We start from the raw sequence: 25823 nt of genomic DNA on the forward strand, positions 1-25823 counted from the left end.
GGCGTTCGTCAAGAGTCGCGCCGCAGTCGCCTAAGTACGACGCTCTTTCACTTACCGTCACTTTCCCACCGACGCTCTTTCACTTACCGTCTCTTTCCCACCGACGCTCTTTCACTTTCTTGACGGAAGTGACAAAGCGTCGCGTTCTTGGGGGTGGTGATGTGGGAGAGGGCGTGGGGTTAGGGGTGGTGATGTGAGAGAGCGTCGGGGGCAGGAGCGGAATCCTGTCCCTGCCCGGCACCGTCTGAAAGGATGGCACCATGGCATCGAATTATGACGTGGTAATCGTTGGCGGCGGGATCGCAGGTCTGTCCTTGGCTTCGGCCCTCGCGGGAAAATGCACGGTGGCTCTCGTAGAGGCAGAACAAACCCTTGCCTTCCACACGTCCTCCCGGTCGGCTCGCCAACTGATTCCCAGTTGCGGGCCGACGGTGGTGCAGGAGCTGACCGTCCGGACGCTGGAGATGCTCGCGGAAAGGGATGCTCAAGCCGCCCAGCCGATCCTGACACCCAGAGGCTTCATGCTGGTGGGGGACCAGGAGACGGTGCGCGCAGAGGCCAGAGGCAACATGCATCCCATAACCCACGAAGAAGCCATGCGCCTGTGCCCGGCGCTCAACCCGGAATCCTTTACGGCTGCGGGGCTGGACAACGGCTCCTTCGGCTGTAATGCACCATTGCTGCTCGAGGAACACCGGCAGGTTGCAGAAGCCGCCGGCGTTGACATCATCACCGGCGCCAAAGTGCATTCGGCCCAGCGCTTGGGGAGCGGCTGGCAGGTAGGGGCAGGCACGGAAGGCTTCCAGTCCGCCGTCGTGGTTAATGCCGCTGGTGCGTGGGCTGACGAGCTGGCTGTCATCAGCGGCGTGGAAAAGCTGGGACTTCAGCCGTTCCGGCGGACCGCTGCGATCGTGAATGTACAGAACCCGCTCACGCCGGAAACACCCATGGTGTGTGCCGCTGACGATACGTTCTACTTCCGGGCCGAGGGCAACCAGGTGCTGATCTCGCCGTCGGAAACCGTGCCGAGCGGCGCTGAGGATGCCAAGCCCTACCCGGGTGACATTCAAAAGCTCATCAACAAGCTCAACGCTGTGACCACCTTGGGCATCCATTCCGTGGACCGTGCTTGGACGGGATTGCGGACCGAGGCCGCGGACGGCGTTCCCGTGGTCGGCTTCGACGCCGAGGCAACCGGCTTCTTCTGGCTGGCCGGTCAGGGCGGATACGGTTTCCAGACGTCGTCGGCCATCGCCGAGCTGGCCGCCGCACTGATCCTCGGCACGATTCCACCGAACAGTCCGGAATCCCGGACAGCGGAGGACCTCGCGGCTGTCCGCTGGTCCATCCGGCGCTGAACAATAGGGTCATGAGCGGAAACACGAACGGGACCAGCACACTCATCACCAACATCGGCGAGCTGATGACCCAGGACCTGGAACACCGGGTCCTGAAGGACGCGGCGATCGTGTTCGACGGTGAACGCATCGCGTGGATAGGGTCCAGCAAGGACGCCCCCGCGGCTGACGAGAAGATCGACGCCGAAGGCCGCGCCGTCCTGCCCGGTTGGGTCGATTCGCATTCCCACCTTGTTTTCGCGGGTGACCGCACAGCGGAGTTCGAAGCGCGAATGGCCGGCGAAAGCTACAGCGCCGGCGGAATCGCGGTCACGACGGGCGCCACCCGCAGTGTCAGCGACGACGAACTGACCCGCCTCGTGCGGGAACGCGTGGCTGAGGCCGTCTCGCAAGGCACCACGTACCTGGAGAGCAAGACCGGCTACGGACTGGATGTTGAGAACGAAGCCCGCAGTGCCCGCATCGCCGCGGCCGAAGTGGACGAGGTCACCTACCTTGGCGCGCACTTGGTCCCGAACGGCGCCGATCCGGAGGAATACACGGACCTGGTGTGCGGGGAAATGCTGGACGCCGTCCTGCCGCACGTCCGCTGGGCGGATGTCTTTTGCGAACGTGGAGCTTTCACGGAGGACCAGTCGCGCCGGGTCCTCACCGCGGCCCGCAACGCCGGCCTGGGCCTGCGCGTGCACGGCAACCAGCTCGGAGAGGGGCCCGGTGTGGCGTTGGCCGTGGAGTTCGCAGCTGCGAGCGTGGACCACGTGAACTACCTTTCGGACAAGGACGTCGCAGCGCTCGCTGAAACGTGGGCCGGTTGGGATCCCGCCACAGCTCAAGGAACAAAGGGCACCGTCGCAACCTGCCTTCCCGCTTGCGACTTGTCCACCCGCCAGCCCCTGGCACCTGGTCGCGAACTGCTCGACGCCGGCGTGCAGATTGCGCTCGCAGCCAACTGCAACCCCGGAACCTCGTACACCAGCTCCATGGCATTCTGCGTCACTACAGCCGTGCTCCAGATGCACCTCAGCGTCCACGAAGCCGTTCGGGCGGCCACATTCGGCGGCGCCTTGGCGTTGGGCCGCGAGTCGGGGAACGACGTCGACGGCGAACGGGCGGTGGGGTCGCTCGCGGTCGGTCATCGCGCAGACCTGCACATGCTGAAAGCGCCGTCGGCCACGCATCTGGCCTACCGTCCCGGGATCCCGCTGACACACTCGGTGTGGCGGGCTGGCGTGCGCGCCGTCTAAGACGACACGAAGAAGGGCGGTGTTCCGGTAGGAACACCGCCCTTCTTTACTGAGGCGTGAAAGGACTAGGCGCAGCTGAACTTCGCGTCCGCCCAATCACCCCAGTCGTCGCCGGCATCGTCACCGTTCTTGTCGGCGATCAGCTCGACGTTCTGGACACCTGTGATGTCCACGTTGAGGGGCAGTGCTGTGGAGTCGGCGCTGAGGACGGGTGTGCGGAGAAGTTCGCGGCCATCGCCCTTCACAATGAACACCACCGATCCATGCAGGCCCTTGTTCAACTTGGCGTCGTCCACGCCCACCACAGCGGCGAAGGCCTGGCACTTGGCCTCGGTGGCGATGCTGATTTTCGAGTCGGCGTGGACGCCGATGCCCTTCGGGTACACGACGCCGTCGAGCCGCAATGCGGGACCGTCGCCGGCGTTCTGCTCACCGTTGGCGCGGTCCCGTTCTGCCGGTCCCCAACCGTTGGTGCTGCCGATCCAGGGCAGGTCCGAGGCGAAGACTGTGCCCTGCAGGACGGGCGCCGGTGGCTCCTGGGACGTGGAGGAGCAGGTGAACTTGGCATCGGCCCAGTCCGCGTGGTCGTTGCCGTTGGAGTCGCCGGCGTCGTTGGCTACCAGCTCCACGTACTGGGCGCCTGTGACGTCAACGGTAAGCGGCAGGGGAGCGCTGGTGGCTCCCAGTACCGGGGTTGTGACCTTTGTGGTGCCGTCCGCCACCACGGAGAACTTCACGCTGCCCCGCGTCGGCTGGGCGTCATCAATGCCTACCGTGGCGGTAAAGGCAGTGCAGTAGCCGCCGAGGTAGTAGCGGACATTGCCGTTGGCGTGGGCACCCAAGCCCTTGGCGTAGACAGTGCCGTTCAGGGTGAGCGGCGTTCCGTCCCCGGCGCCTGTTCCGCCGTTGGACTGATCCTTCTCAACAGGACCCCAGCCGTTGGTGGCACTGACCCAGGGGTGATCGCTGGCGAACACGGTGGTCTGCGGCGGCTTGGGCAGGGTCCGGACGGTGGCAGTGGTGCTGATGGTTCGGCTGCCTGCCGGCGAAGAAGTAGTGGTGTAGCTGGCTTTGGCCGTGATGGGGTAGTCGCCGTCAGCCGAAGGGGGTGCGGTGACTTTCCACGTGGTTGCAAGGGTGCCTCCTGCGGGCAGGGTGGCCGCGGTTGCCGGGGTGGACGGGGTTGCCGTCCAGCCCTCGGGCAGTTCGAGGGCAACGGCCAGTCCGCTGATGGCGGCCGGTTCGTCAGAAACAAACGTGGTCACGAAATCCTGTGCCTTGCCCTGCTGGACTACATCGCCCTGAAGTGCCGCTGAGAGCTGTGCGCAGGCCGGGACAGCTTCAGAGGCGCCGAGGTCCTCCACCAGGAGGTTGTCCAGGGTGAAGTCGGAACCATTCGAGCTGCCCGTGCGCTGCAGCCCCACGAAGTAGTCCCCGCAGAAGCCGGTATCCAGGATCTGCTCGAACCGTCCGGTGGAGGTTTTCGCGTCGATTGGCTGGCTACCTGTGACTGCGGGGCCTGCCTGCGAGTCATAACCGGAAACCCAGGCGTACTGACCGGCCTTGGAGTTCTGGTAATCGAAGGACACCTTGTACTTGTGGCCCGCCTGGAAAGGGACTGTGGCTTCGGTGGTGCGGTACACCATGCCCGGACCGTCGTCGGGGGCGAGGTTCTCATCGTGGGCAATCAGTGACCAGTTGCCGTCCAGCACTTCGTCTATGACGTTGCTGTCCCAGCCCTTCTGGGTGAAGGGTTCGCGGCGTTCGGTGATGTGGGTACGGGGGTCGGTGGAGCCGCCGGCGTCGCCCTTCACGAATGGCCCCCAGCCCTGGTCGACGTTCTCGAAGTCCTCGCTGAGCACTCCACTGGTGGCGACGCGGGTGGTCTTCACCGCCCGGAAGTCATCGACGCGCACTGTGGCATCGCCGTCGGCCGCTTTCACGGAAACGGTGGCCATGGTGTTGTTCTTGGGCACGTCCACCAGGACCCTTACACGCTGGAACGCGGTACCGTGCTTTTCGTCGCCTGCCACGTAGTTTTCGGCGTTGGACGAATCGATGGTGATGCTCTCCGTCTTGCCCTTGATGTCTACCGACAGTGTGGTGGGCCGGGTCTTGCCAGGCTGGATTTCGATCCACGCGCTGACTGATTGCGTTCCGGCGTCGAGCTTTACTTCCTGACTGATGGACGACGCCGCTGCCCCCATTTCGGCGAACCGGCGGCCTTTGTCGTCGCGGACCTGGGTGACGGTTCCGGCCGGGTTCCACGGGGAGAGGTCGGTGCCGTTGAAGCCGGGATCATTGAACGCCGTGCCGTCGCCGAAGTCGGCCTTCTTGGGGAGATCGGCCTTGTTGTTCTTCGGGGCAAGGACGTAGGGCGTCTTGGCGTCTGCCGTGATGCTGACCTGGCCGTTGACGACGGGAACATCCGCGACCTTCACGCGTCCGTTGTCCGTCAGCTTGAACAGTTCCAGCGAGGTGGACTTGGCGAACTCCTTGGTGAGGGTCCAGGTGCTGGCGCCACCGGCAGGGTTGTAGTGGTAGAGCTTGTCCGCCTTGCCGTTTTCCTTGGAAGACCACGGAAGCAGATACGTGCCGCCTTGCAACACGGATGTCCCGCTCACCGTGATGTTGCGTTCGGCCGCGGTGTTTCCGGTGACGGCCACGCCGTCGGCGAGGTCGATGCGTTCCGGGGTCCACTTGGTGATGTCGTGGTGCTGCAGGAACTTTGCCGGAAGGTTGGCCGTCCAGACGTTCTCACTGAACGCGTTGAAGTCGTTTTGTCCGGTCCAGCCTTCGAACTCCACGATGTGGCTCACACCGAGCTTGGGGTCCGGGTTCCAGACGTCGGACTGGGTGTTGTTGATGAAGCGCAGGATCTGGGAGTTGATGCCCTTGTTGGTGGAGCCGCCGTATTTCTCGTCGTTGGCCCAGTGGGACCAGGTGTTGTTCCGGGACAGGTGGTCAGCCCATTCGGAGCCTACCCGGAAGCCGTTCTTGACGAGTTCCTGCTGCAGGCGTTCGGCGAGCCAGCCGAACTCGTAGTAGACGTCCACGTAGACGAAGTCCAGGTTCTTGTCCGTGGCTTCGCGGAGTTCCTTGATGCGTTGGGCGAGCTTGCCGGAGTTAATGTCCTGCCGCTGGTTGATGTAGTAGGACTGGTCCAGCCAGTTCCATCCCAGCCCCTTGTCGGCGCGGAGCAGGTCTTCGCTGAAGGACTTGGCTTCAGGGTAGATCTCCGTGGCGTTGATGTGGACGCCGAAGCTGGCGTTCCAGTCCTTGCCTTCCTTGACCAGCTTGTTGAGGTCTTCGAGCCCACCGGCGCGGGTGTTGAAGTTGTTTCCGTAGTCCGTGTTGGCTGAGTCGTGGCCTTCGCTGGTGTAGCCCTTGAGCATGGCCACCTGGCCCAGCCCGTCGGTTGCCAGGGAGATGCGCTTGACGTCGTCCAAGGTCCGCAGGAACGGGTGGGTTGCCTGGGAAGCGAAGTTGAACGGGATATGGGTGATCACGTTGTCCGGAGTCTGTTCGCCCTTGTTCGGGCTGACTTGGATGGATCGCATGGCGATCGCTGCGTCCTGCCAGTCCACGCCACCATCGGCGTTGGCGTCGGCAGTGATGGCAACGCGGGTCCAAGGGAGTTCCTCGGTGGTGGCGGAGCCTTCGGCACGGTAAAGCCACTGCCCGCTGGCTACGCCCATGGACACGCCGCCCGCGCCGTCAGTGACAGCTTGGCGCCAGAAGCGGCCCTTGTCTTTCGATCCGGGACCGGACGAGGTGTCGTAGAGGGCGTTCGACTCGAAGGCAGCACCCAAGGATGCGGTGTTGGCCAGCGCGTAGGCCGAACTCTTGGCGGCGGCATCCAATGGAGTCGCAGCAGTAATAGGAGTGAACTCGTCGCCGGTGACGCTCCTGTCCACGGAAAGGTTCGCCGTGGACACCTGGGCTCCGGGCTGCGCTGAGCCCACGGTCACCAGGTTCAGTCGTGGCAGCTGCAGCGTCTTGACCTGGTGCTCTGCCGAGTCCTTGATCTCCGTGACATTGAAGGAGACCACGTTCTTTTTCACGGACAGCCGGGCTTTGATGACGGTGTTGCCGAAATCGGGCACGGTCAGGACGTAGTCCCTTGTGTCTTTTCCGGCGGCGGTGGAGGTCCCGCTGACCGCGTACTCCGTGCCGTTGAGGGTAATGGTGCCCAGTCGCGTGGTGGTGCCATCGAGCCGGGCTTTGGTGGATCGGTCCGTATAGCCGAGGACTTGGGGGAAGACAGTGGAGACGTCAACGCTCAACTGGCCTGACGAGATGGTGGCAGTGTCGGCGGCGCTGACGATGTCTGCTGAGCGGTTGGTGGCCGCCGCGGCGGCCGGGTCAATGGCCAGGAGGCCTAGCGAGGATGAAGCGACGACGCAGGCCAAGCTCAGCGAGGCGAGGCGTCCAGGGGATGGCAAGCCGGGCATTATGCTCCTTCTTGATTTTTCCAAGCGAGTAACAATCATGTTCTTGCGGACCGTCTAAGACTGCTGCATCGGACAGAAGTTGACAAGAGTTCACGAAATATTGACTAAATCGAACAACTCAGAACACGTTTTCGCCTCTCAAGGACGGCATGACGCCTCCTGCGTGTCGTGAGCGCTTTTCTCCTGTGGATGATCCTTGTGAGATCGAAAATGATCGTTTAGTGTTTCTATAGATCAGAAAACGTCATTAACTGAGCGGGAGCGGAACACGATGAGCGAGAACACACTGGGCGCCTTCATGGAGGAAGAGCTGGTCTCCCAGCCGGAGGTTTGGCAGCGCGCCGTCGAGCAGGCACGCGCCGAGCAGCTGCTCCCCGCAGATGGAAAGCGCATCGCAGTCATTGGCTGTGGAACGTCCTGGTTCATGGCCCAGAGCTATGCAGCCGCCCGCGAATCTGCCGGCAAGGGCGTGACGGATGCGTTCGCAGCGTCCGAGGCCTTCCTGAACAGCAACAGTGCGGACCGCCAGTACGACGCCGTTGTGGCCATTACGCGCTCAGGCACCACCACGGAGGTACTTGAGATCCTGGCGGAGCTGAAGGGAATCGTCCCCACCGTTGCGATCATCGGCGACACGACCTCGCCGATCATCGAGCTGGCAGACGCAGTGGTTGGCCTCCAGTACGCCGATGAGCGTTCGGTGGTGCAGACCCGCTTCGCCACCACGGCATTGGTTTACATGCTGACCTCCCTTGGCATCGATGTGCAGCAGGCCATCGCCGATGCACGTGGCGCCGTAACCGCTCCGGTTTCCCAGGAGCTCCTGGATGCTGAGCAGTTCACCTTCCTCGGCACCGGATGGACCGTTGGCCTGGCCCACGAAGCCGGCCTGAAGATGCGCGAAGCAGTTCAGGGCTGGACCGAGTCCTACCCCGCCATGGAGTACCGCCACGGTCCTATCTCCATCGCTGCTCCGGGCCGCGTCACCTGGTTGTTCGGAACCCAGCCGGAGGGGCTGGACAACGACATGGCCATCACCGGCGCCCTCTACATCCACACGGACAAGCACCCGCTGGCCGAATTGGCACGCGTGCACAAAGTGACCCTGGAGCGTGCACGCGTCCGCGGACTGAATCCGGACCTGCCCCGCAACCTGACGCGTTCCGTCATCCTCGACGCCTCCGCCTAGGTACCTGTCATGGTTCTCGGAGCCGCCGCAGCACCGGTCCTCTCATTCGACGTTGGCGGGACCGACATCAAGGCCGGGTTGGTAGATGCCCATGGTGCCGTTCTTGGCATGCGCCGCGTTCCCACGCCGCTGGACTCGGCACGTCCCGGGGAGGCGGTCCTGGACCGGCTCGCGGAACTTGCGGCCGAACTGGCATCCGAGTTCCCGGGTGCCGCGGCCCAGGCTGCAGGCATCATCGTCCCCGGCATCGTTGACTCGGCAGCCGGGGTGGGCGTCTACTCTGCCAACCTCGGATGGCGGGACTTTCCGTTCACTGCCGAAGCGCAGAAGCGGCTCGGGATTCCCGTGGCGTTCGATCACGATGTCCGTTCGGCTGCAGCTGTGGAGCACAGCTTCGGTGGATCGAAAGAGTTCAACGAGGTGGTTGTGATGGTGGTGGGCACCGGCATTGCCGCCGCTGTGTTCTCAGGCGGCCAAGCGGTCACCGCCGGCGGTTTCGCCGGTGAACTGGGCCATGCCCAGGTGCCGGATCCCGACGCCGGTCCGGGAACCGCTCGCTCGACCATCCTGGAAGCTGTCGGTTCCGCCGGTGCGATTGCCAAACGCTATGGCCATGCGTCAGGCAGCAAAGTGGACGGTGCGCGTGACGTCCTGCTCAAGGCAGGCTCAGGGGATGCCCTTGCCGCCCGTATCTGGGCCGACGCCGTGGATGCCCTGGCCTTCACTATCTGCCAGTGCGTGAACATCATCGGGACCGAAGCCGTAGTGATCGGTGGAGGACTTGCCGAAGCCGGTGACGAATTGCTTGAGCCGCTCCGGGAGCGGGTGGAGCAGATCCTCGATTTCCAGCGGCGTCCCCGGCTGATCCGGGCACAGTTGGGCCAGGACGCAGGTCTGCTGGGCGCTGCCTTGAACGCGCGGGCCCTCCTGGAAAACAATGCCGTCCAGTCGACACCCACTGTCATTCCGCAGCACACCGTTGCTGCCGCACCGCACGGAGGCACGCAGTGAACCGATCATCGGTGAACCGCATCATCACGGTCACGCCCAACCCGGCCATCGACATGACGTACACCGTCCAGGGGATCACCGAGGGGGCCAGCCACCGAGTGCCCACGCCTTTGAGCCGCGCCGGTGGCAAGGGAATCAACGTTGCCCGCGTGACTCATCAAATCGGATACCCGGTCCTTGCCATCGCCCCCACTGGCGGTGCGGCGGGCCAGACGCTCGCAGCTGAACTGTGGACCAGCGGGGTGCCCCACACATTGGTTGGAGTTGCCGCCGAGACCCGCCGCAGCATCGCGCTCGTGGACACAGTGGCCGGCGAAACGTCCATCTTCAACGAGGAAGGCCAAGCCCTCCTGCCGGACGAGTGGCGCTCGCTGCGTGCCGCGGTTGTGGAGGCCGTGAGCGGCAACCGCAACCTGCCCGCTTCGGTCCTGGTGGGCTCCGGCAGCCTTCCGCAGGATGCGCCAGCTGACTTCTACCCGTCACTGATCCGCTTGGCCCACGACGCCAGCATCCCGGCCATCATCGACACCTCCGGACCCGGAATCATCGCCGCAGCCAAGGCAGGCGCCGACATCCTGAAGCCGAACCACCACGAACTCGCCGAGGCAACGGGGGAGTCCAGCCTGGAAGCTGCGGCGTTGTCGCTGATATCCATGGGTGCCCGAACAGTGCTGGTCAGCGCCGGGGCCGAGGGCATGCTCGCCTTCGACCATGCCGCCCCCGGCGGCTACTGGACCGCCCGGCTGCCGGAGGCTTTGAGCGGCAACCCCACAGGAGCGGGCGACGCCGGTGTGGCGGCTGCCGCCGTCGCCCTCGCCGAAGGCATCACAGCGCCTCGCGACATTCTTCGCCGGGCTACCGCATGGTCCGCCGCGGCAGTGCTCATGCCCGCCGCGGGCGAGATCTCCCCGCGGTTCCAGGAGCTGGAAGACCAACTGATCGTGACATGGAAGGAGACCCGGTGACCCTGGTCAACACACGGGAACTGATGGACAAGGCCGCAGCAGACGGCACAGGCCAAGGCGCGTTCAACATCATCCATGTGGAAACAGCTGAAGGATTGGTTGCCGGCGCAGAAGCCGCCGGTGTTCCGCTGATCCTGCAGATTTCCGAGAACTGCGCCAAATTCCATGGCGGTCTGGAACCGATCGCCTCCGCAGCGCTGGCAATCGCCCGCGCGGCCTCAGTACCCGTCGCCCTCCACCTTGACCATGCGGAGTCAGAGGACCTCGCGCTGGCCGCCGTGGACCTTGGATTCGGATCGGTCATGTACGACGGCGCCCACTTGCCCTATGAGTGGAACGTGGAGGTGACACAGCGGGTGGCGCGGTACGCCCATGAGCGCGGTGTCTACGTTGAAGCTGAACTCGGCAAAGTAGGCGGCAAGGACGGAGCCCACGCACCGGGAGTCCGGACCGACCCCGAAGAAGCGAAGGCGTTCGTCGAAGCCACGGGGGTGGACGCACTTGCGGTCGCGGTTGGTTCTTCGCACGCCATGACCGAACGCAGCGCAGCTTTGGACCTGCACCTGATCGCCCGGCTCAAGTCCGCAGTGGGAAAACCGCTGGTCCTTCACGGTTCCTCCGGCGTCACAGATGAGATGCTCGTAGCTGCTATCGGCGCTGGTATGACTAAGATCAACGTATCCACACATTTGAACGGGTTCTTTACCCGCGCCGTCCGTGAGTACCTCGATGCCAACCCCGCAGTGGTGGATTCCCGGAAGTACATCAAGGCCGGCCGGGACGCCCTGGTGCTGGAATCCGCACGTATGTTGACGCTGTTCGCCAAAGCGAAATAGCCGGAACCCGCGAAAGGCTTGTCATGACCCGCACCGATCGGCTGACCGCCATCCTTGATCTCCTGGCCGAATCGGGCCATGTGGAAGTCGAGGACATCGTCACGCGGCTCGGCGTGTCACCCGCAACGGCCCGCCGGGATCTTGACAGCCTCGCCAAGCAGCGGCTGCTGAGCAGAACCCGCGGTGGCGCCACCACTGGATCGGTGTCCTACGACCTGCCTGGACGCTACAACCGTGATGACCATGCGGAGGCCAAGCAGGACATTGCCCAGGCTGCGTCGGCGCTGATTCGTCCCGGAGCCGTGATCGGCCTGAGCGGAGGAACCACCAACACGGCGTTGGCGCAACTCCTGTCCACCCGTGAGGACCTCAATGCGCCGTCCAACAGGCCTACGCTCACCGTGGTGACCAACGCGATCAACATTGCCTCGCAACTCGCCGTCCGCCCGAACATCAAGATCATGGTCACCGGTGGCATCCTCAATCCGCGGTCCTACGAGCTCGTGGGCCCCTACACGGACGTCATCATGCAGAAGGTTGCCTTGGATATCGCGTTCATCGGCGTCAACGGCGTGGACCCGGACCTTGGACCCACCATCACGGACGAGGGCGAAGCCATGGTCAACACCGTGATGGCGCGGCGCGCCACCGAGTCCTACGTGGTGGCCGACTCCTCCAAAGTGGGTCGCCGCTCCTTCGCCGCCATGGCAGGGTACGAGTTCCGGCACCTCATTACGGACTCTGGTATCAGCGCCGAAGACAAAGCTGCGTTCGAGGCCAAGGGCACCGAAGTCATCGTCGCGCGCCCCAGTTAGTCCTCGGGGCCTGGGGGCAGTCTTCCTAGAACCGCATTCTCGGTGCATGCAGGACTGAATCGTCCACATCCCTGGGCACCCACTGGCTAAACGGTGAATCCAGGCTGTACTGGTCGCCGTCGTTCCTGATCAGTGTGCGCAACTCGGCATTGTCCGGGTTGTTGAGTGACTCGAAGTACTCCACGGTCCAATGGAACCAGCGCATGCAGAACAGGCGCATGGTCAGTCCGTGTGTCACCAGGAGCGTGTTGGGCGCATACGTGGGCTTCTGCCAGTGACGGTAGAGCGTCTCCATGAACGAGGACACGCGGTCGTACACATCAGAGCCTGATTCCCCCTCGCGGAACCTGTAGAAGAAATGGCCGTAGAGATTTCGAAGTTCCTTTTGGTCTTCGATTTCTCCTGCGATCTGGAAGTTGGCCCAGTCCTGTTCCCGGAGCCGCGGTTCCTCTATCACGCGTTCGATCAGCGGGCCAAGGTTCATGGCTTCGAGTGTCTGGTAGGCGCGAAGGTACGGCGAAACGTATACGCAGACCTGTTCACCGTCGAGCTTGCGCCGCAGTCCCTCGCCAGCGATCCGTGCCTGCTCCACGCCGCGCTCCGTGAGAGGGATCCGGTAGTCCGGTACGCGGTTGTAGATGGTGGTATCGGCGTTGGCGGCTGACTGTCCGTGCCGGATCATGAAAATTCTCGCTGGGGCGCCCATCCCACCAAGCATAGGGTGGCCGTTCTCCAAGGCGCGGCAAGGCGGCCGGTTCCCGGGAAAGTGGCAGCTACAGCGGGCAAGATAGGTACATGTTCCTTGCTTCCCATCGCCGGCTCCGTGCCGAAGTCCTCATTGTGCTCGGTCTGTCGCTGGGCCAATCGGCCGTGTACTCCGTGGTGCAGTTGTTGGACAAGATGACCCGTGCCCCGCTGTCTGAGGCGACGTCAACGCTGAACAGGTCCCAGAGCACCCGCGAGTACTTCGACCTCACGTACCAGCTGCTGGACATCTTCTTCGCGTTGGTGCCCGTGGCGTTGGTGTTCTATTTCCTTTCCATGCCCGGCCGTTCACAGGCGGAAGGCAGCACCTCGGCTTTTGCCCGGCTCGGTTTCAACTTCGCGCGGCCGGGCAAGGACGTGCTGCAGGGGCTTGGACTCGCAGCTGCCATAGGGATACCGTCCCTGGGCCTCTACGCTGCGGGCCGGGCTCTGGGGATCACCACGGAGATCGTGCCCAGCGGTTTGGATGCGTACTGGTGGACTGTGCCGGTGCTGGTTCTCTCCGCCGTGCGCCACGCGATCGTGGAAGAAGTGATCGTGGTGGGGTACCTGCTGGACCGTTTCGGGAAGTTCGGTTGGAGTACGCCCGTTGCCATCGTTGTCAGCGCGTTGTTGCGGGGCAGCTATCACTTGTACCAAGGCTTCGGGCCATTCATCGGCAACGTCGTGATGGGCCTGATCTTTGCCTGGATCTACACCAAGACCAAACGGGTGATGCCGCTGGTGATAGCCCACGCGACCTTGGACATTGTGGCTTTCGTGGGATTCAGCCTGTTCGGCAAATCGATCGGCCTCGGCTGACCCGCATAGGCATTGGTGGTCAGTTGGGTCACCGGCGCGTTAAAGATATCCGGCCGCCATCGGTGGGTGACGTCATTGGCACCCGCTGATGGCGGCCGAAGTTTTACCCGGACATGGTTGACCGGGGCGGGACGAGCCCGTTGGGATGGAGCGATCAGATGGTGACGGCTCCGGATGCTGTTTCGAAAGTGACGGCCATGATGCCCGGGGTGCCACGCGGTGCGATCCACTGAACCGCGACGTCCTCGAGCGGCTTTTCCACCGGCTCACCCAGCCACTCAGTGACCCGTTCTGCCGAGCCCGCAATGGTGAGGCTGGACATCTTGACGTCACTTTCGTAGACCTTGGACGGGTGCAGTGAGGGGTCGCCCTCCCACTTGAGCAGGTACGGCACCTGGGGATCGGCGATCAAGCCGAGGATGCCGATCTGCTGCCACACCAGTTCGCGGCCGTCCGGGAACTTGCGGTTACCGGGGACGGCAGCGCGTCCGAGGCGTTCCTCGAATGGGGCGAGGTCGTCAACGGCGACGCACCATCCCATCCAACCGCCTCCGGCGGCAGAACGTGCTCGGACTGCTTGGCCAAAGGGGGCTTTGTCGGACGCCGGGTGGTCCAGGACCTCCACGACTTCCAGGTATTTGTTATCCGCCAGGGGAATGATCATGTTCCGGGTACCAAAGCGCGGGTGCACTCCGCCCCGGACTGCGTCCACTCCCAGAGCCGCGGAAATTCGTTCGGTTGTGGCCAAAAGGCCATCTCGTTCACAAGCGTAAGAGACGTGATCCATGCGCATGGCTTCATCTTGGCACTTTGTGATCGGGGTCTCAGCTAAGGGAAGCCTAACTAAGGTGGGATGTTGAGCGCGGGTGGCGGGAGGCGTCATGGCGGGACGCGGAAAGACAGAAAAATTCTGCGCGCGTCACAAAGCTGTCCCGGACCGCGGACACTTCCTAGACTGGCCCCAGCTCACACCAAGCAGATCAACGTCGAACCCATGCGCCACGATAAGGAGAACGCCATGTCCCAGGGATGGTCTTTCGAAACCCGCCAGATCCATGCAGGCCAGGAGCCTGATGCCGCCACGGGAGCGCGTTCGCTGCCGATCTACCAAACCACGTCCTTCGTTTTCCCCAGTGCCGAAAGTGCTGCCAACCGATTTGCCCTGGCTGAGTTGGCGCCGATCTACACCCGCATCGGCAACCCGACGCAGGACGCCGTGGAGCAGCGGATTGCCGGCCTTGAGGGCGGTTTGGCTGCGCTCCTGCTCAGCTCGGGACAGGCCGCTGAAACCTTCGCCATCCTCAACATTGCCGAGGCCGGAGACCACCTGGTGGCCAGCCCCAGCCTCTACGGCGGTACCTACAACCTGCTGGCGCACACCTTGAAGAAGTTCGGCATTTCCGTCACGTTCGTGGAGGATCCGGACAACCTGGACCAGTGGCGTGACGCGGTGCAGCCCAACACCAAGCTGTTCTTCGGCGAGGTCGTCTCCAACCCGCGCCAGGACGTTCTGGACATCGAGGGCATCGCCGGCGTGGCACACGAGGCCGGAGTTCCCCTCATTGTGGACAATACGCTGTCCACTCCCTACCTGATCCGTCCCATCGAGTGGGGCGCAGACATCGTGGTCCACTCCGCCACCAAGTATCTCGGCGGCCACGGCTCGGCCATCGCCGGTGTGATTGTGGACTCCGGCAACTTCGATTTCGGCAAGGATCCGGAACGTTTCCCCGGCTTCAACACCCCGGACCCCAGCTACAACGGGCTGGTCTACGCCCGTGACCTCGGCAAGGATGGCGCGCTCGGGGCCAACCTCTCGTACATCTTGAAGGCGCGTGTCCAGTTGCTTCGCGACCTCGGCTCGGCCGTGTCCCCGTTCAACGCCTTCCTTATCGCCCAGGGCCTGGAGACCCTGAGCCTGCGCATCGAACGTCACGTAGCGAACGCCACCAAGGTGGCCGAATGGCTGGAAGGCCATAACGACGTCGAATCGGTCGCCTATGCCGGTTTGCCCTCCAGCCCTTGGTACGACCGTGGACGCAAGTATGGTCCCAACGGTACGGGCGCCGTGGTGGCATTCAACATCAAGGGCGGCGTGGAGGCCGGCAAGCGGTTCGTGGACGCCCTGGAGCTCCACTCCCACGTTGCCAACATCGGCGACGTCCGCTCCCTGGTCATCCACCCGGCGTCGACAACCCACAGCCAGCTGACGGTGGAGCAACAGGTGGCCGCCGGCGTCAACCCCGGCCTGGTGCGCCTGTCCGTGGGCATCGAGCACGTGGACGACATCCTCGCCGACCTCGAAGCTGGATTCAGGGCCGCCAAGGGCGCCTGAGCGCTGGCCGGAATGACCGCCTGACACCTTTGGCTGGTGTGCCGCCCGGACCGTAGATTATTCGCCGGGCGGCGCTCCAAAGTGCTTGCTCATGAACGAACCAGCCCCAAACCGTCACACTGCTGTCACATTCTTCGCCAGAACAGCAGTGTTTTTCCTAGACTCTACGTATTAGGTCATGAGTGCCAGTGACAGCCCCGGCTTGCTGGCCGGCAACCCTCCTTCCGCGGTGGGGTGCCCCGGGTGAGGACCTGGCCTGTCGCACGCAAGGCGACGGGCAAGCGCGAGGTTAGGTGTCAAAGGAATGACCATTACTGCTACAGCCCTATCCACATCCGAGGAACAAGACGGAACGGTCAAGTACGCCAGCATCGGTTCGCTGGAACTTGAGGCCGGAGGCTTCCTTCCGGATGTTGTCTTGTCTTTCGAGACCTGGGGACAGCTCAACGCCGATGCATCCAACGCAGTTTTGGTGCAGCATGCACTCACCGGAAGCACGCACGTTGCCCGCGGAGCCACGGATGAAGAGGGCTGGTGGGAACAGCTCGTCGGTCCGGGCGCCACTATCGACACCAACAGGTTCTTCGTGGTCTCCATCAACATCCTGGGCGGCTGCTATGGCAGCACCGGTCCATCCTCCGAAGCACCTGACGGGCGGCCCTGGGGCTCCCGCTTCCCCTTGATCACGCTCCGGGACAGTACTTTGGCAGAGGCTCGCCTGGCCGACGCCCTGGGCATTGATGCCTGGCATGCCGTGCTGGGCGGGTCCATGGGTGGAGCCCGGGCGCTGGAGTGGGCCGTGACGTTCCCGGAACGCGTCAAGCGGTGCGCCGTGATTTCGGTGGGTGCCTACAGCACTGCCGAGCAGATTGCCTTCGCGCAGTCGCAGACCCTGGCCATCCGGCAGGATCCCCACTTCAACAATGGCGACTACTACGGTGGCCCAGCCCCCGAAAACGGCCTGGCCCTGGCCCGGCGGATCGCCCACATCACCTACCGCTCCGCGCTGGAGTTGGACTTCCGCTTCGGCAGGGAGGCGCAGCCGCAGGAGAAGCCGCTGGCAGCAGCAGTACTGGGGGAGCGTGGCCGCTATCAGGTGGAGAGCTACCTCGACCACCAAGGCACCAAGCTGGTTCGCCGGTTCGATGCCAACAGTTACATCGCCATCACCGAGGCACTCATGAGCCACGACGTCACGCGCGGCCGCGGCAGCCTCAGCGAGGCCTTGGCGCGCGCCAGTGCGGAGTTCTTCGTCGCGGCCGTGGACTCCGACCGTCTCTACTTTCCGGCGCAGTCACGGGAACTGGCCGAGGCCCTTCCCGGCGATGTTCCCGTGCATGTCATCCAGGCACCCATCGGCCACGACGGCTTCCTGACGGAGATCGGTCAGCTCTCGGCACAGCTCCGCTCGGCCTTCTTCGCCTAGAACAGCGGGGCTTACCGCTTAGCCGTTCATGATTTCGCCGCGCTGCTTCATGTAGTCCTCCATGGCGATCTCGCCGTTGCTGAACTTCGCGTCCAGTTCTGCCAGCTTCCGTGCGCGGTAGCCCTGCGGTTCCGGGCTGCCGCCGGCTGGTGCCGGTGATGAAGCGTTCGACGGCGTGACCTCCGGCGGTGGTGAGCCTGCCGGGCGGACGTCGGCTGGCCCGGTGGGGTAGCCGGGGTAATTTTGGGGCGGGTAGCCGGGGCCGGGGTAATTTTGGGGCGGGTAATTTTGGGGCGGGTAGTTCTGCGGCGGGTAGCCGGGACCGGGGAAGTTGCCGTCCTGGAGCCGGCGTGCCCGGGACCTGTTGTACATGCGGATTCCCACGGGGATGATCCACGAGCAGACGATGATCCAGAAGATCAGATTGTTCACAGTGCAGGCCTCCTAGGTCTTATCCCAGCTTAGCCCCGTCACTTCACACCAGTTTTGTCTCCATTCCCAGGAAGCGGCCGTAGCGAGCGGCTTCGGCTTCCAAGGCCTTCTGTTCGGCGGTGCTAGCCGGCCGGTTCATGCGGACGTCGAGTTCGCAGGCGCCGGCGGAGAATCCGTGCCGCCACCATCCTGCCAGCCGGCCGTCCAGCAACACCACATGCATGGGGCCGTTGTCTTCCGGAAAGAAGGGTGCCGTGCCGCCCAAGTAGTGCCTGGACTGGGAATAGCCCATCACGTACTCGTCGTAGCACTGGATGAGGTCCACACGGGGCGAGGACCCTTCAGCCTGAGCGGAGTCGTTGGAGACCACCTCGGCTTCCTCCGCGGCCAGGTGGAAGTCCAGACCGTCGTGCCGCACGGTAGCCAAGGCTCCGGGAGACAAGATGTGGGCGGCCTGGATCCCCAGCTTGATGTCCCGCATGGTCAACCCGGACCAGGCCGCGCAGTCCTTCACCGTAGCGGGACCGCGGCTCCGGAAGTACCGCAACGTCAACTGGCCCAGGGCCTTTTCGCGCTGGTCTCCGGTCAGGGGGCCAGGGACACTGTCCGGTACCCGTTCTTCGAACAGGGCGTAGGTCTGCTTCAGGGCTCCAGCGGCCGAACGGACGGGGGAGCCGCTGACCAGGATCTTGCTGATCTCCGCGTGCATGAGGTGGTAGATGAAGCCCAGGCCCTTACTGGGAAAGCCTGCCTGTCCCAGGACCTCGGCGAGTTCTTCACGTGTTTTGTGGGCACCTCCGGCCACGGTTTCTGCCAGGATTTCACCGCTGCGTGCGGCGGCTGCCGGGTCGATGCCCGTCTGCCGGTACATGCCTTTGTTGCCTTGGTGGAGCCGGTCCGCGGACAACCCCATCAACCAGCCCAGATCGTCACGGTGCACAAAATGCCACGTGGGCCGGAGGATGTGGGTGCGCAGGATGGTGCCGTCGGCAACCGCCTGCTCCACGTCCGCGGCGGTGGCCCGTGGTGTCCTCTGCGCAAGGGTCCAGCGCGCATAGGGGAACTCCTGCGATTGGACGGCCAGGAGGTTCCGGACTACGTCACCGGGAGTCGCAGCCAGGGGAGTCCGCAACTGTTGCCGCCTGAGCCGGACCTTCACCACCGTGTCCGGGTTCAGGGCGGCTTCAGCAATCACAGTGATCTCCTTCGTGCTTGAACGGCACATTAGTTGCGTGGCAGCAAGGTGCCGCTGGGCCCGAAGACGGGTCCCGGCGTCGGACGTTTGGGTGCGATGCCGTCGCCGGAAGACTGGTGCCGGATCCGGCGGATGACCCACGGGACGAAGTACTCGCGTGCCCACACCAGATCGGATGAGCGGGCCTCCCGCCACGTACGCGGGGGAAGCGCCTTGGGCATCAGGGGCTCCAAGGTGTGTTGGACGTTCAATGCGTCCAGGACCATCATGGCGATGGTGTGGTGGCCAAGAGGTGAGAAGTGCAACCGGTCGGCATCCCACATTTGGGAATCCGCCAGCTGCCGCAAGGACCACATGTCCGCAATGACGGCGTCGTGGCGGGCAGCTACCGTCCTCAGGTTCTCGTTGTAGATGGCCACCTTGCCGCGGATGCGGCCCAGCACCGAAGCTGCAGTATCCGGACCGTTGAACAGGACCACGGTTGCCCCGCCCGAGCTCAGGTCTCCGACTGCGACGTCGAGTTTCTCTGCCAGCAGGTCGGGATCGCCGCCGGGGCGGATGAGGTCGTTGCCGCCGGCAGAAATGGACACCAGATCCGGCTGCAGTTCCAGGCATGGGCCAACTTGTTCATCGAGGATCTGCTGCAGCAGCCGGCCGCGAATGGCCAGGTTGGCGTACGCGAAATCCTCGTGCCCGCGTCCCAACTCTTCAGCAACACGATCCGCCCAACCGCGGTGGCCGCCGGGGTTTGCCGGTTCGGGGTCGCCGATCCCTTCAGTGAACGAGTCGCCCAGGGCCACGTAACGGCTCCAAGGGTGCTTTTGAACAGACTCGCCGGGTTTCAACAAATGATTGTTCTCACTCACGTTCATATCCTGCCCCCTGACAGCCGACCTACGCCACCGTAGGTTGTTACCCGGGGGTAACTGCAAGAATGGACGCATGACTGAAGCCCCCGCCTTCCCTGAGCCCGTAGTCCTGTGGTCCCACGACGAAGCCGAACGTTCCGGCAAGCCACTCCTGGTCCTGCTGCACGGTTACGGATCCAACGAGGAAGACCTTTTCAGCCTGGCCGGGCTGCTTCCCGAGGGGTTCGTCGTGGCTGCGCTTCGCGCTCCGATGCCCATGGGTCCGGGGTTCACCTGGTTCCCGCTGACGGCATCCATTGACTACTCTCTGGATGCCGTGAAGCTCGCTGCCGACTACGCACTGGAGTGGCTGGACACGGTCAAGGCCAACCATTCTTCAGTGACGCTGCTCGGTTTCTCCATGGGCATGGCGATGGCGACCACCATGTTCCGGTACCGTCCCGCGGACTTCGCTGCCGTCGTCGGGCTTTCAGGGTTTGTGATCGACGCCGGCGCTGACGCCGCCTTCCGGGATGACGAACTGGACGGTTCCGTGCCGATGTTCTGGGGCCGGGACCAGCAGGATCCCGTGATCACCCAGGACAAGATCGAATACACCATGGGCTGGGTGCGCAAGCATGTGGACCTCACCAAAGTGCTCTATACCGGCATGTGGCACGGCATCAACCAGCAGGAGATCGGGCACGTGGGCGAGTTCCTCACCCACAAAGTACTGACTGACTAGGCTGCGGTGATCCGGACCGTCTGTCCATTGACGGTCACGGTATCGCCGGCGTGGAGTTGGCGGCCGCGTCGCTCGTCGATCTCGTTGTTGACCTTGACCAAGCCGTTCTTGATGAGCTCCGTGGCTTCAACGCCGTCCTCCACCAGGTTGGCAAGCTTCAGCAGTTGGCCGAGGCGGATCATGTCGTCGCGGATGGGGATCTCTTCGATTTCGGGGTTGCTCATACAGCAATGATGCCTGAAGTAGTGTGGTGACGGTGCCGCAGCCTTCTCCCCGTTCCGCCCTTCCGCTTACCGTAGGCCTCCCCATTGCCGTAGCAACGGGATTGGTCATTCCGCTCCAAGGAAGGATCAACGGAGCTCTCGGCGCCACACTCGACGACGGCATCGCGGCCGCTGTGGTGAGCTTCACCACAGGCCTGGTGCTGATCAGCGCGATTTCGTTGGCGACACCCAAAGGAAGGGCCGGTCTCCAGCGCATCATCCCCGCGGTCCGGAACCGCAGCTTTCCCCGCTTCTATGTCCTGGCCGGTGCCATCGGCGCGTTGTTCGTCTTCGCGCAATCGTTCACCGTTGCCCTGCTGGGCGTCGCACTGTTCACTGTGGCCGCGGTGACGGGACAGACCCTCAGCGGGTTGCTCGTTGACCGCATGGGCATCGGCCCCGGTGGCCGCCGTGCCATCACGGGCGTCCGGGTCCTAGGCAGCGTCCTGACCGTTGCCGCCGTCGCCTGGGCTGTTTCACCTAGGTTCGGCGGCGACGCCGACATGGCCTCGCTGGTGCTGCCGGTCCTCCTGCCGCTCGCTGCCGGGTTCCTCATGAGCTTCCAGCAGGCCATGAACGGAACCGCCACAGTTCACTACGGGACGCCGGTAGCGGCCACGCTGGTCAACTTCATTGCCGGTTCCACCATTCTGTGGATTGCGTGGCTCATCAAGCTCGCCGTCGCGGGACCGGGCAATCCGCTTCCGGCCGAATGGTGGTACTACCTTGGCGGACCCATGGGCTGCCTCTTCATCGGCCTGGCAGCGTTGCTGGTCCGCAGCCTTGGTGTACTGATCACCGGACTGGGCATGATTGCCGGGCAGCTGGTTGGGTCGCTGGTGCTCGACGTCGTGATCCCCAGTCCCGGCGCGGTGGTCGCCTTGCCCACGGTGCTGGGGACGATCCTCACCCTGGCCGCGATCATCGTAGCCACCTTGCCCTGGCCCAGGGGAGCATTCGCACGGAGAGGTGCGGCCAAAGGCCGGTAGGCTAGGAGGCGCAGTGCCCTGAAGTACTTTTTCCAGTAGTCTCAAGTACTTTGCAGTAAATTTCCCCCAGCACCCCGCCGGACAACCTCGTCCGGAATCCGGGGCAACCACCGCGGACCGCACCCAGCGGCCCTGTAGAACAAATGGAGTACCCATGGCAGCAAAATCCGTCCTTGACCAGGTCATTTCCCTCTCCAAGCGGAGGGGCTTTGTCTTCCAGGCCGGTGAAATCTATGGTGGCTCCCGTTCTGCCTGGGACTACGGTCCCCTCGGTGCGGAACTGAAGGAAAACATCAAGCGCCAGTGGTGGCAGAGCATGGTCCGCGGCCGCGAAGACGTCGTAGGCCTGGATTCCTCCGTCATCCTTCCGCGCCAGGTATGGGAAGCGTCCGGCCACGTGGAGGTCTTCTCTGACCCCCTCGTTGAGTGCCTCTCCTGCCACAAGCGCTACCGCGCTGACCACCTCGAGGAAGAGTACGAGGAAAAGAAGGGCCGCCCGGCAGAAAACGGCCTGAAGGACATCGCCTGCGCCAACTGCGGCACCCGTGGCGAATGGACCGAACCGCAGGAATTCTCCGGCCTGCTGAAGACCTTCCTCGGCCCTGTTGCCAGCGACGAAGGCATGCACTACCTGCGCCCCGAAACCGCACAGGGCATCTTTGTGAACTTCAACAACGTGCTCACCACGTCCCGGAAGAAGCCGCCGTTCGGCATCGGCCAGATCGGCAAGTCCTTCCGCAACGAGATCACCCCGGGCAACTTCATTTTCCGTACGCGCGAGTTCGAGCAGATGGAAATGGAATTCTTCGTAGAGCCCGGCACCGATGAAGACTGGCACCAGTACTGGATGAAGGAGCGCATGTCCTGGTACACGGGCCTGGGTATCCGTGAAGACAACCTGCGCTTCTTCGAGCACCCGCTGGAGAAGCTCAGCCACTACTCCAAGGGCACCACGGACATCGAGTACCGATTTGGTTTCCAGGGCTCCGAGTGGGGCGAGCTTGAGGGTATCGCCAACCGCACGGACTTCGACCTTTCCACGCACGCCAAGGCTTCCGGCACGGACCTGAGCTACTTCAACCAGGCCACCAACGAGCGCTACACACCGTTCGTGATCGAGCCCGCCGCAGGCCTGACCCGCTCCTTCATGGCATTCCTGATTGACGCCTACACCGAAGACGAGGCACCCAACGCCAAGGGCGGCGTCGACGTCCGCACGGTACTGAAGCTGGATCCGCGCCTGGCCCCGGTCAAGGCTGCCGTCCTGCCGCTGAGCCGTAACGAGGACCTGTCGCCGAAGGCCAAGGCCCTGGGCGCCCAGTTGCGCAAGAACTGGAACATCGACTTCGACGACGCCGGCGCCATCGGCCGCCGCTACCGTCGCCAGGACGAGATCGGCACTCCGTTCTGCATCACCGTGGACTTCGACACCCTTGAAGACCAGGCTGTGACCATCCGCGAGCGCGACACCATGAGCCAGGAACGCGTTTCCCTGGACAAGGTTGAGGGCTACCTGGCAGCACGACTGATCGGCGCCTAATCGTGGCTTTGGAATACCGCGAATGGAAAGAAGGCGACGACCTCGCCCTTCTGGAAATCTGGGGCGGTCCGGAGACACTTCCCGCTGAGCAGTTCCGGGCCGCCTTGGCGCCGTCCAGCAACCAGCCGTGGCGCCGGTGCATCGTAGCCGAGGACGTGGTGGACGGTGTGCGGATTCCCGTTGCCGCAGGCGTGGTCCACGAGGCTTCCCTGCACCCGGAACGTCTTTGGGCTTACATCGAGGTTGCCAAGGATCATCGCCGCAGCGGCGTCGGTGCCACCCTCCTGACCATGCTTCGCCGCGAAGCCGGGAACTCGCCGTCGGGCGTTTCCAAGCTCCGCAGCAAAGTGGAACCGGATACTGCAGGGGCGGCTTTTGCCGCGGCCGCGGGGCTCGCCCCGATCCAGCGTTCACAGCTGGTAGTGGTGGAACCCGAGCCGCTAAGGCTGCCGCGTTTTGGCGATGGTTCCGAGGAAGCAGCCTCAGAACGCGTGGAGGATCTGGCCACTGGTTCGGTTGAGCTTAGCGACGTTGTTGGCAAGTACTACTCGCACGTCCACCACTGGGACAGCCCGGGGGAGCTCAGCATTGCCACCGTGCAGCGCTTGTTCCTGCACGACCTCACGGGAGCGCACGGCGCTATTGTGTTGCGTGCGCCGAAGGCTTCCGCTTTCGGCCAGGGCGTCCCGGCCAGCCGCAAGGGAAAAATCCAGGCTTTTGCCATCAGTTACGCCCAAGGCGACTCCGATGAGCCATCGGATGTCTTCCTGGGGCATGACCCTTCGTTGCAGGCAGAGGATGCCCAGGCTGCTGTGCGGGATCTGTTGGCGCTTATCGCCTATCAGCACCCCGTGTTGTTGGAAGTTGATGAATCCATGACTGCCTTGCGCAGTGTGCTCGGCCCGTTGCTGGAATCCGGCAAAGCCAGCGTGCGCGGCGCTGACACGGTGATCGTCAGCGACTGACCTGAGTTTCCGCACTTCATCGGTCCACCCACAATCCTGCCCCACCCGGTGTCCCCGGGAAGGGCAGGATTGTGTGTTTAAGGAATGTCACCTCGTTTACCAAGAGGTTCTTGACGCCGCCCGGGCTGAGGAGTAGGCCTATCGACGTAAGCCCCCACGCCATCACATCTGGAGGGGAGAGGCGTGTGGAACAGTCGGTCTCACGTCTGAATCGGTGGTAACAAGCAATGAACGAAATAGCCCTGGATGGGCTGCGGGAACAGCTGCGCGGGCAACTCATCACTCCCGAAGACCCTGACTACGACTCGGCCCGCGCGGTCTTCAACGCCATGGTGGATAAACGGCCCGCCGGAGTTCTCCGCGTCGCACAAGTCTCCGACGTCATTGCCGGCGTGAACTTCGCCCGGGAAAACGCCATGCCCTTGGCCATCAGGGGAGGCGGACACAGCGCCCCGGGGTTCGGGACCTGGGATGACGCTTTGGTGCTGGACTTCGTCAACCGCACGGGTGTGAGGGTGGATCCGGAAAAACAGACTGCCCGGGCCGAAGCCGGTACCACGTGGGCGGACTTCAACCACGCCACGCACGCGTTCGGGCTCGCAACAACCGGCGGGATCGTGGGTTCCACGGGAGTAGCCGGACTGACGCTGGGCGGTGGTATTGGCTACTTGACCCGTAAATACGGCTTGTCATGCGACAACCTGATCTCGGCTGACGTGGTGACCGCGGACGGGAAGTTCCTGGTGGCCAGCGAAGACCGGAACGAGGACCTGTTCTGGGCCCTTCGCGGCGGCGGCGGCAACTTTGGCGTGGTGACGTCCTTGGAGTTCAAGCTCCATCCGGTGGACATGGTCTACGCCGGAATCGTCCTTTACGGGGCAGAGAACACTCCAGCGGTGGCCAGGTTCTATCGGGACTACATTGCCTCGGCGCCGGAGGAATTCGGTGCCTTCCTGGGCTTCCACCAGGGTCCTCCGGTGCCCTTCCTCCCTGAAGAATGGCATGGGAAGCCAGTGTGCGTGGTGGTGGGAATGTGGACCGGTGACTTGGCCGAGGGAGCTGCCCGATGGCAGCCTTTCCTTGACGCTGCGCCGGTTGCGGGGTCCATGGTGGGGCCCATGCCGTATCCGGCCTTGAACGTGGCCTTCGACGGGCTGAACCAGAAGGGCATGCAGGGCTACTGGAAGGCCAACTTCCTGCGCGAACTCAATGACGGTGCGATCGGTGCGCATGCCCAGTTCGGAGCTACCGTCACCAGCGTCAATACGTCGGTACACGTGTACCCGATTGACGGGGCAGCATCCCGGGTTGGTGTCCAGGACACGGCGTTCGCCCACCGGGACATGAAATTCTCACCGGTGATCGCTACGCAGTGGGTTGATCCGGCCGACAATGAAGCCAATATTGCGTGGGCCCGCGGCTACGCCGCCGCGTTGGCTCCCCATTCGGAAGCAGGGGGCTATATCAACTTCATGGACTCGGAGGACCAGAACCGCGTCGCAGACAACTACGGGCCCAACTGGGACAGGTTGGTGGCCGTCAAGACAAAATATGATCCCGGGAATTTCTTCCGCGTCAACCAGAACATCGCGCCAGCCTGAGTCCAAGGACGTCGTCCTTCCCGCGTAGGGTTGTTGCATGAGGTTT

Annotated in this window: 22 protein-coding genes and 1 riboswitch; of the genes, 15 read left to right on the forward strand and 7 right to left on the reverse strand. The window is 63.6% G+C overall.

Going from position 1 to position 25823, the window contains the following annotated elements; translation table 11 throughout:
- Positions 1-260 precede the first annotated feature (260 nt).
- Together ACFRJ9_RS05785 and hutI are read left to right on the forward strand one after the other, a co-directional pair.
- Entirely contained in the window at positions 261-1358 is a 1098-nt protein-coding gene (locus tag ACFRJ9_RS05785; protein WP_377665371.1) for an NAD(P)/FAD-dependent oxidoreductase, read from the forward strand.
- 11 nt (positions 1359-1369) lie between these two features.
- Complete coding sequence (gene hutI, locus ACFRJ9_RS05790; protein ID WP_377665374.1) at positions 1370-2602, forward strand: imidazolonepropionase; 1233 nt, start codon at positions 1370-1372, stop codon at positions 2600-2602.
- Between the two features lie 65 nt (positions 2603-2667).
- On the opposite strand, the gene ACFRJ9_RS05795 is transcribed toward hutI, so the two are convergent.
- On the reverse strand, positions 2668-7056 hold the full coding sequence (locus tag ACFRJ9_RS05795) for an endo-alpha-N-acetylgalactosaminidase family protein (RefSeq protein WP_377665376.1): 4389 nt from the start codon (positions 7054-7056) through the stop codon (positions 2668-2670).
- Positions 7057-7327: 271 nt separating this feature from the next.
- Between ACFRJ9_RS05795 and ACFRJ9_RS05800 the strand changes: the two genes are divergently transcribed.
- Genes ACFRJ9_RS05800 through ACFRJ9_RS05820 form a run of 5 tightly spaced genes read left to right on the forward strand, consistent with a single transcriptional unit; the run spans position 7328 to position 11872 of the window.
- Positions 7328-8245 (forward strand): SIS domain-containing protein, encoded by a 918-nt coding sequence (locus ACFRJ9_RS05800; protein WP_377665378.1) that lies wholly within the window; start codon positions 7328-7330, stop codon positions 8243-8245.
- Positions 8246-8254: 9 nt separating this feature from the next.
- Complete coding sequence (locus ACFRJ9_RS05805) at positions 8255-9256, forward strand: ROK family protein (protein ID WP_377665381.1); 1002 nt, start codon at positions 8255-8257, stop codon at positions 9254-9256.
- Positions 9253-10221, forward strand: a complete 969-nt coding sequence (locus tag ACFRJ9_RS05810) for a 1-phosphofructokinase family hexose kinase (protein WP_377665383.1) — start codon at positions 9253-9255, stop codon at positions 10219-10221. Before ACFRJ9_RS05805 ends, ACFRJ9_RS05810 begins: the two co-directional genes overlap by 4 nt.
- Positions 10203-11057 carry a ketose-bisphosphate aldolase gene (locus ACFRJ9_RS05815; RefSeq protein WP_377665385.1) on the forward strand — a complete coding sequence of 285 codons (855 nt, stop codon included), beginning with the start codon at positions 10203-10205 and terminating at the stop codon, positions 11055-11057. The genes ACFRJ9_RS05810 and ACFRJ9_RS05815 overlap by 19 nt, the downstream gene beginning before the upstream one ends.
- A gap of 23 nt (positions 11058-11080) precedes the next feature.
- Positions 11081-11872: a DeoR/GlpR family DNA-binding transcription regulator gene (locus ACFRJ9_RS05820; RefSeq protein WP_377665387.1), complete on the forward strand. Its 792-nt coding sequence runs from the start codon at positions 11081-11083 to the stop codon at positions 11870-11872.
- 25 nt (positions 11873-11897) lie between these two features.
- On the opposite strand, the gene ACFRJ9_RS05825 is transcribed toward ACFRJ9_RS05820, so the two are convergent.
- On the reverse strand, positions 11898-12578 hold the full coding sequence (locus tag ACFRJ9_RS05825) for a histidine phosphatase family protein (protein WP_377665389.1): 681 nt from the start codon (positions 12576-12578) through the stop codon (positions 11898-11900).
- Positions 12579-12667: 89 nt separating this feature from the next.
- On the opposite strand from ACFRJ9_RS05825, the gene ACFRJ9_RS05830 reads away from it, so the two are divergent.
- Entirely contained in the window at positions 12668-13438 is a 771-nt protein-coding gene (locus ACFRJ9_RS05830; protein ID WP_377665391.1) for a CPBP family intramembrane glutamic endopeptidase, read from the forward strand.
- A gap of 154 nt (positions 13439-13592) precedes the next feature.
- On the opposite strand, the gene ACFRJ9_RS05835 is transcribed toward ACFRJ9_RS05830, so the two are convergent.
- Positions 13593-14231 (reverse strand): VOC family protein, encoded by a 639-nt coding sequence (locus ACFRJ9_RS05835; RefSeq protein ID WP_018777448.1) that lies wholly within the window; start codon positions 14229-14231, stop codon positions 13593-13595.
- A gap of 201 nt (positions 14232-14432) precedes the next feature.
- Here ACFRJ9_RS05835 and ACFRJ9_RS05840 point away from each other — a divergent pair, with 201 nt between their 5' ends.
- Both ACFRJ9_RS05840 and ACFRJ9_RS05845 read left to right on the forward strand, forming a co-directional pair.
- On the forward strand, positions 14433-15773 hold the full coding sequence (locus ACFRJ9_RS05840; protein ID WP_377665393.1) for a bifunctional o-acetylhomoserine/o-acetylserine sulfhydrylase: 1341 nt from the start codon (positions 14433-14435) through the stop codon (positions 15771-15773).
- 174 nt (positions 15774-15947) lie between these two features.
- Positions 15948-16063: riboswitch (SAM riboswitch) on the forward strand.
- A gap of 14 nt (positions 16064-16077) precedes the next feature.
- Entirely contained in the window at positions 16078-17199 is a 1122-nt protein-coding gene (locus ACFRJ9_RS05845; protein WP_377665395.1) for a homoserine O-acetyltransferase, read from the forward strand.
- Positions 17200-17217: 18 nt separating this feature from the next.
- Here the strand turns inward: ACFRJ9_RS05845 and ACFRJ9_RS05850 are convergent, their stop codons facing one another.
- From ACFRJ9_RS05850 to ACFRJ9_RS05860, 3 genes are read right to left on the reverse strand one after another with little or no spacing between them, the layout of a single operon-like run.
- Complete coding sequence (locus tag ACFRJ9_RS05850; RefSeq protein WP_377665397.1) at positions 17218-17631, reverse strand: hypothetical protein; 414 nt, start codon at positions 17629-17631, stop codon at positions 17218-17220.
- A gap of 43 nt (positions 17632-17674) precedes the next feature.
- Positions 17675-18826, reverse strand: a complete 1152-nt coding sequence (locus tag ACFRJ9_RS05855) for a winged helix DNA-binding domain-containing protein (protein ID WP_377665399.1) — start codon at positions 18824-18826, stop codon at positions 17675-17677.
- Between the two features lie 29 nt (positions 18827-18855).
- Positions 18856-19698 carry an SGNH/GDSL hydrolase family protein gene (locus ACFRJ9_RS05860; RefSeq protein ID WP_377665402.1) on the reverse strand — a complete coding sequence of 281 codons (843 nt, stop codon included), beginning with the start codon at positions 19696-19698 and terminating at the stop codon, positions 18856-18858.
- A 70-nt stretch (positions 19699-19768) separates the two neighbouring features.
- Here ACFRJ9_RS05860 and ACFRJ9_RS05865 point away from each other — a divergent pair, with 70 nt between their 5' ends.
- Positions 19769-20419: an alpha/beta hydrolase gene (locus ACFRJ9_RS05865; RefSeq protein WP_377665404.1), complete on the forward strand. Its 651-nt coding sequence runs from the start codon at positions 19769-19771 to the stop codon at positions 20417-20419.
- Here ACFRJ9_RS05865 and ACFRJ9_RS05870 read toward each other — a convergent pair.
- Complete coding sequence (locus ACFRJ9_RS05870; protein ID WP_377665406.1) at positions 20416-20643, reverse strand: RNA-binding S4 domain-containing protein; 228 nt, start codon at positions 20641-20643, stop codon at positions 20416-20418. The two genes, ACFRJ9_RS05865 and ACFRJ9_RS05870, sit on opposite strands and share 4 nt — an antisense overlap.
- 23 nt (positions 20644-20666) lie before the next feature.
- On the opposite strand from ACFRJ9_RS05870, the gene ACFRJ9_RS05875 reads away from it, so the two are divergent.
- From ACFRJ9_RS05875 to ACFRJ9_RS05890, 4 genes are all read left to right on the forward strand, one after another.
- Positions 20667-21671 (forward strand): DMT family transporter, encoded by a 1005-nt coding sequence (locus tag ACFRJ9_RS05875; protein ID WP_377665408.1) that lies wholly within the window; start codon positions 20667-20669, stop codon positions 21669-21671.
- Positions 21672-21825: 154 nt separating this feature from the next.
- Entirely contained in the window at positions 21826-23211 is a 1386-nt protein-coding gene (locus ACFRJ9_RS05880) for a glycine--tRNA ligase (protein WP_377665410.1), read from the forward strand.
- Positions 23212-23213: 2 nt separating this feature from the next.
- Positions 23214-24176 (forward strand): GNAT family N-acetyltransferase, encoded by a 963-nt coding sequence (locus ACFRJ9_RS05885; RefSeq protein ID WP_377665412.1) that lies wholly within the window; start codon positions 23214-23216, stop codon positions 24174-24176.
- Between the two features lie 227 nt (positions 24177-24403).
- On the forward strand, positions 24404-25777 hold the full coding sequence (locus ACFRJ9_RS05890) for an FAD-binding oxidoreductase (protein WP_377665414.1): 1374 nt from the start codon (positions 24404-24406) through the stop codon (positions 25775-25777).
- Positions 25778-25823 lie beyond the last annotated feature (46 nt).

Source organism: Paenarthrobacter sp. NPDC056912 (genome assembly GCF_042786555.1).
Lineage (GTDB): Bacteria > Actinomycetota > Actinomycetes > Actinomycetales > Micrococcaceae > Arthrobacter.

Excerpts from the sequence above, each read along its gene's own strand:
- ACFRJ9_RS05785 (WP_377665371.1), top strand. The coding sequence starts at position 261 with ATGGCATCGAATTATGACGTGGTAATCGTTGGCGGCGGGATCGCAGGT.
- hutI (WP_377665374.1), top strand. The coding sequence starts at position 1,370 with ATGAGCGGAAACACGAACGGGACCAGCACACTCATCACCAACATCGGC.
- ACFRJ9_RS05795 (WP_377665376.1), bottom strand. The coding sequence starts at position 7,056 with ATGCCCGGCTTGCCATCCCCTGGACGCCTCGCCTCGCTGAGCTTGGCC.
- ACFRJ9_RS05800 (WP_377665378.1), top strand. The coding sequence starts at position 7,328 with ATGAGCGAGAACACACTGGGCGCCTTCATGGAGGAAGAGCTGGTCTCC.
- ACFRJ9_RS05805 (WP_377665381.1), top strand. The coding sequence starts at position 8,255 with ATGGTTCTCGGAGCCGCCGCAGCACCGGTCCTCTCATTCGACGTTGGC.
- ACFRJ9_RS05815 (WP_377665385.1), top strand. The coding sequence starts at position 10,203 with ATGGAAGGAGACCCGGTGACCCTGGTCAACACACGGGAACTGATGGAC.
- ACFRJ9_RS05820 (WP_377665387.1), top strand. The coding sequence starts at position 11,081 with ATGACCCGCACCGATCGGCTGACCGCCATCCTTGATCTCCTGGCCGAA.
- ACFRJ9_RS05825 (WP_377665389.1), bottom strand. The coding sequence starts at position 12,578 with ATGGGCGCCCCAGCGAGAATTTTCATGATCCGGCACGGACAGTCAGCC.
- ACFRJ9_RS05830 (WP_377665391.1), top strand. The coding sequence starts at position 12,668 with ATGTTCCTTGCTTCCCATCGCCGGCTCCGTGCCGAAGTCCTCATTGTG.
- ACFRJ9_RS05835 (WP_018777448.1), bottom strand. The coding sequence starts at position 14,231 with ATGCGCATGGATCACGTCTCTTACGCTTGTGAACGAGATGGCCTTTTG.
- ACFRJ9_RS05840 (WP_377665393.1), top strand. The coding sequence starts at position 14,433 with ATGCGCCACGATAAGGAGAACGCCATGTCCCAGGGATGGTCTTTCGAA.
- ACFRJ9_RS05845 (WP_377665395.1), top strand. The coding sequence starts at position 16,078 with ATGACCATTACTGCTACAGCCCTATCCACATCCGAGGAACAAGACGGA.
- ACFRJ9_RS05860 (WP_377665402.1), bottom strand. The coding sequence starts at position 19,698 with ATGAACGTGAGTGAGAACAATCATTTGTTGAAACCCGGCGAGTCTGTT.
- ACFRJ9_RS05865 (WP_377665404.1), top strand. The coding sequence starts at position 19,769 with ATGACTGAAGCCCCCGCCTTCCCTGAGCCCGTAGTCCTGTGGTCCCAC.
- ACFRJ9_RS05870 (WP_377665406.1), bottom strand. The coding sequence starts at position 20,643 with ATGAGCAACCCCGAAATCGAAGAGATCCCCATCCGCGACGACATGATC.
- ACFRJ9_RS05880 (WP_377665410.1), top strand. The coding sequence starts at position 21,826 with ATGGCAGCAAAATCCGTCCTTGACCAGGTCATTTCCCTCTCCAAGCGG.
- ACFRJ9_RS05890 (WP_377665414.1), top strand. The coding sequence starts at position 24,404 with ATGAACGAAATAGCCCTGGATGGGCTGCGGGAACAGCTGCGCGGGCAA.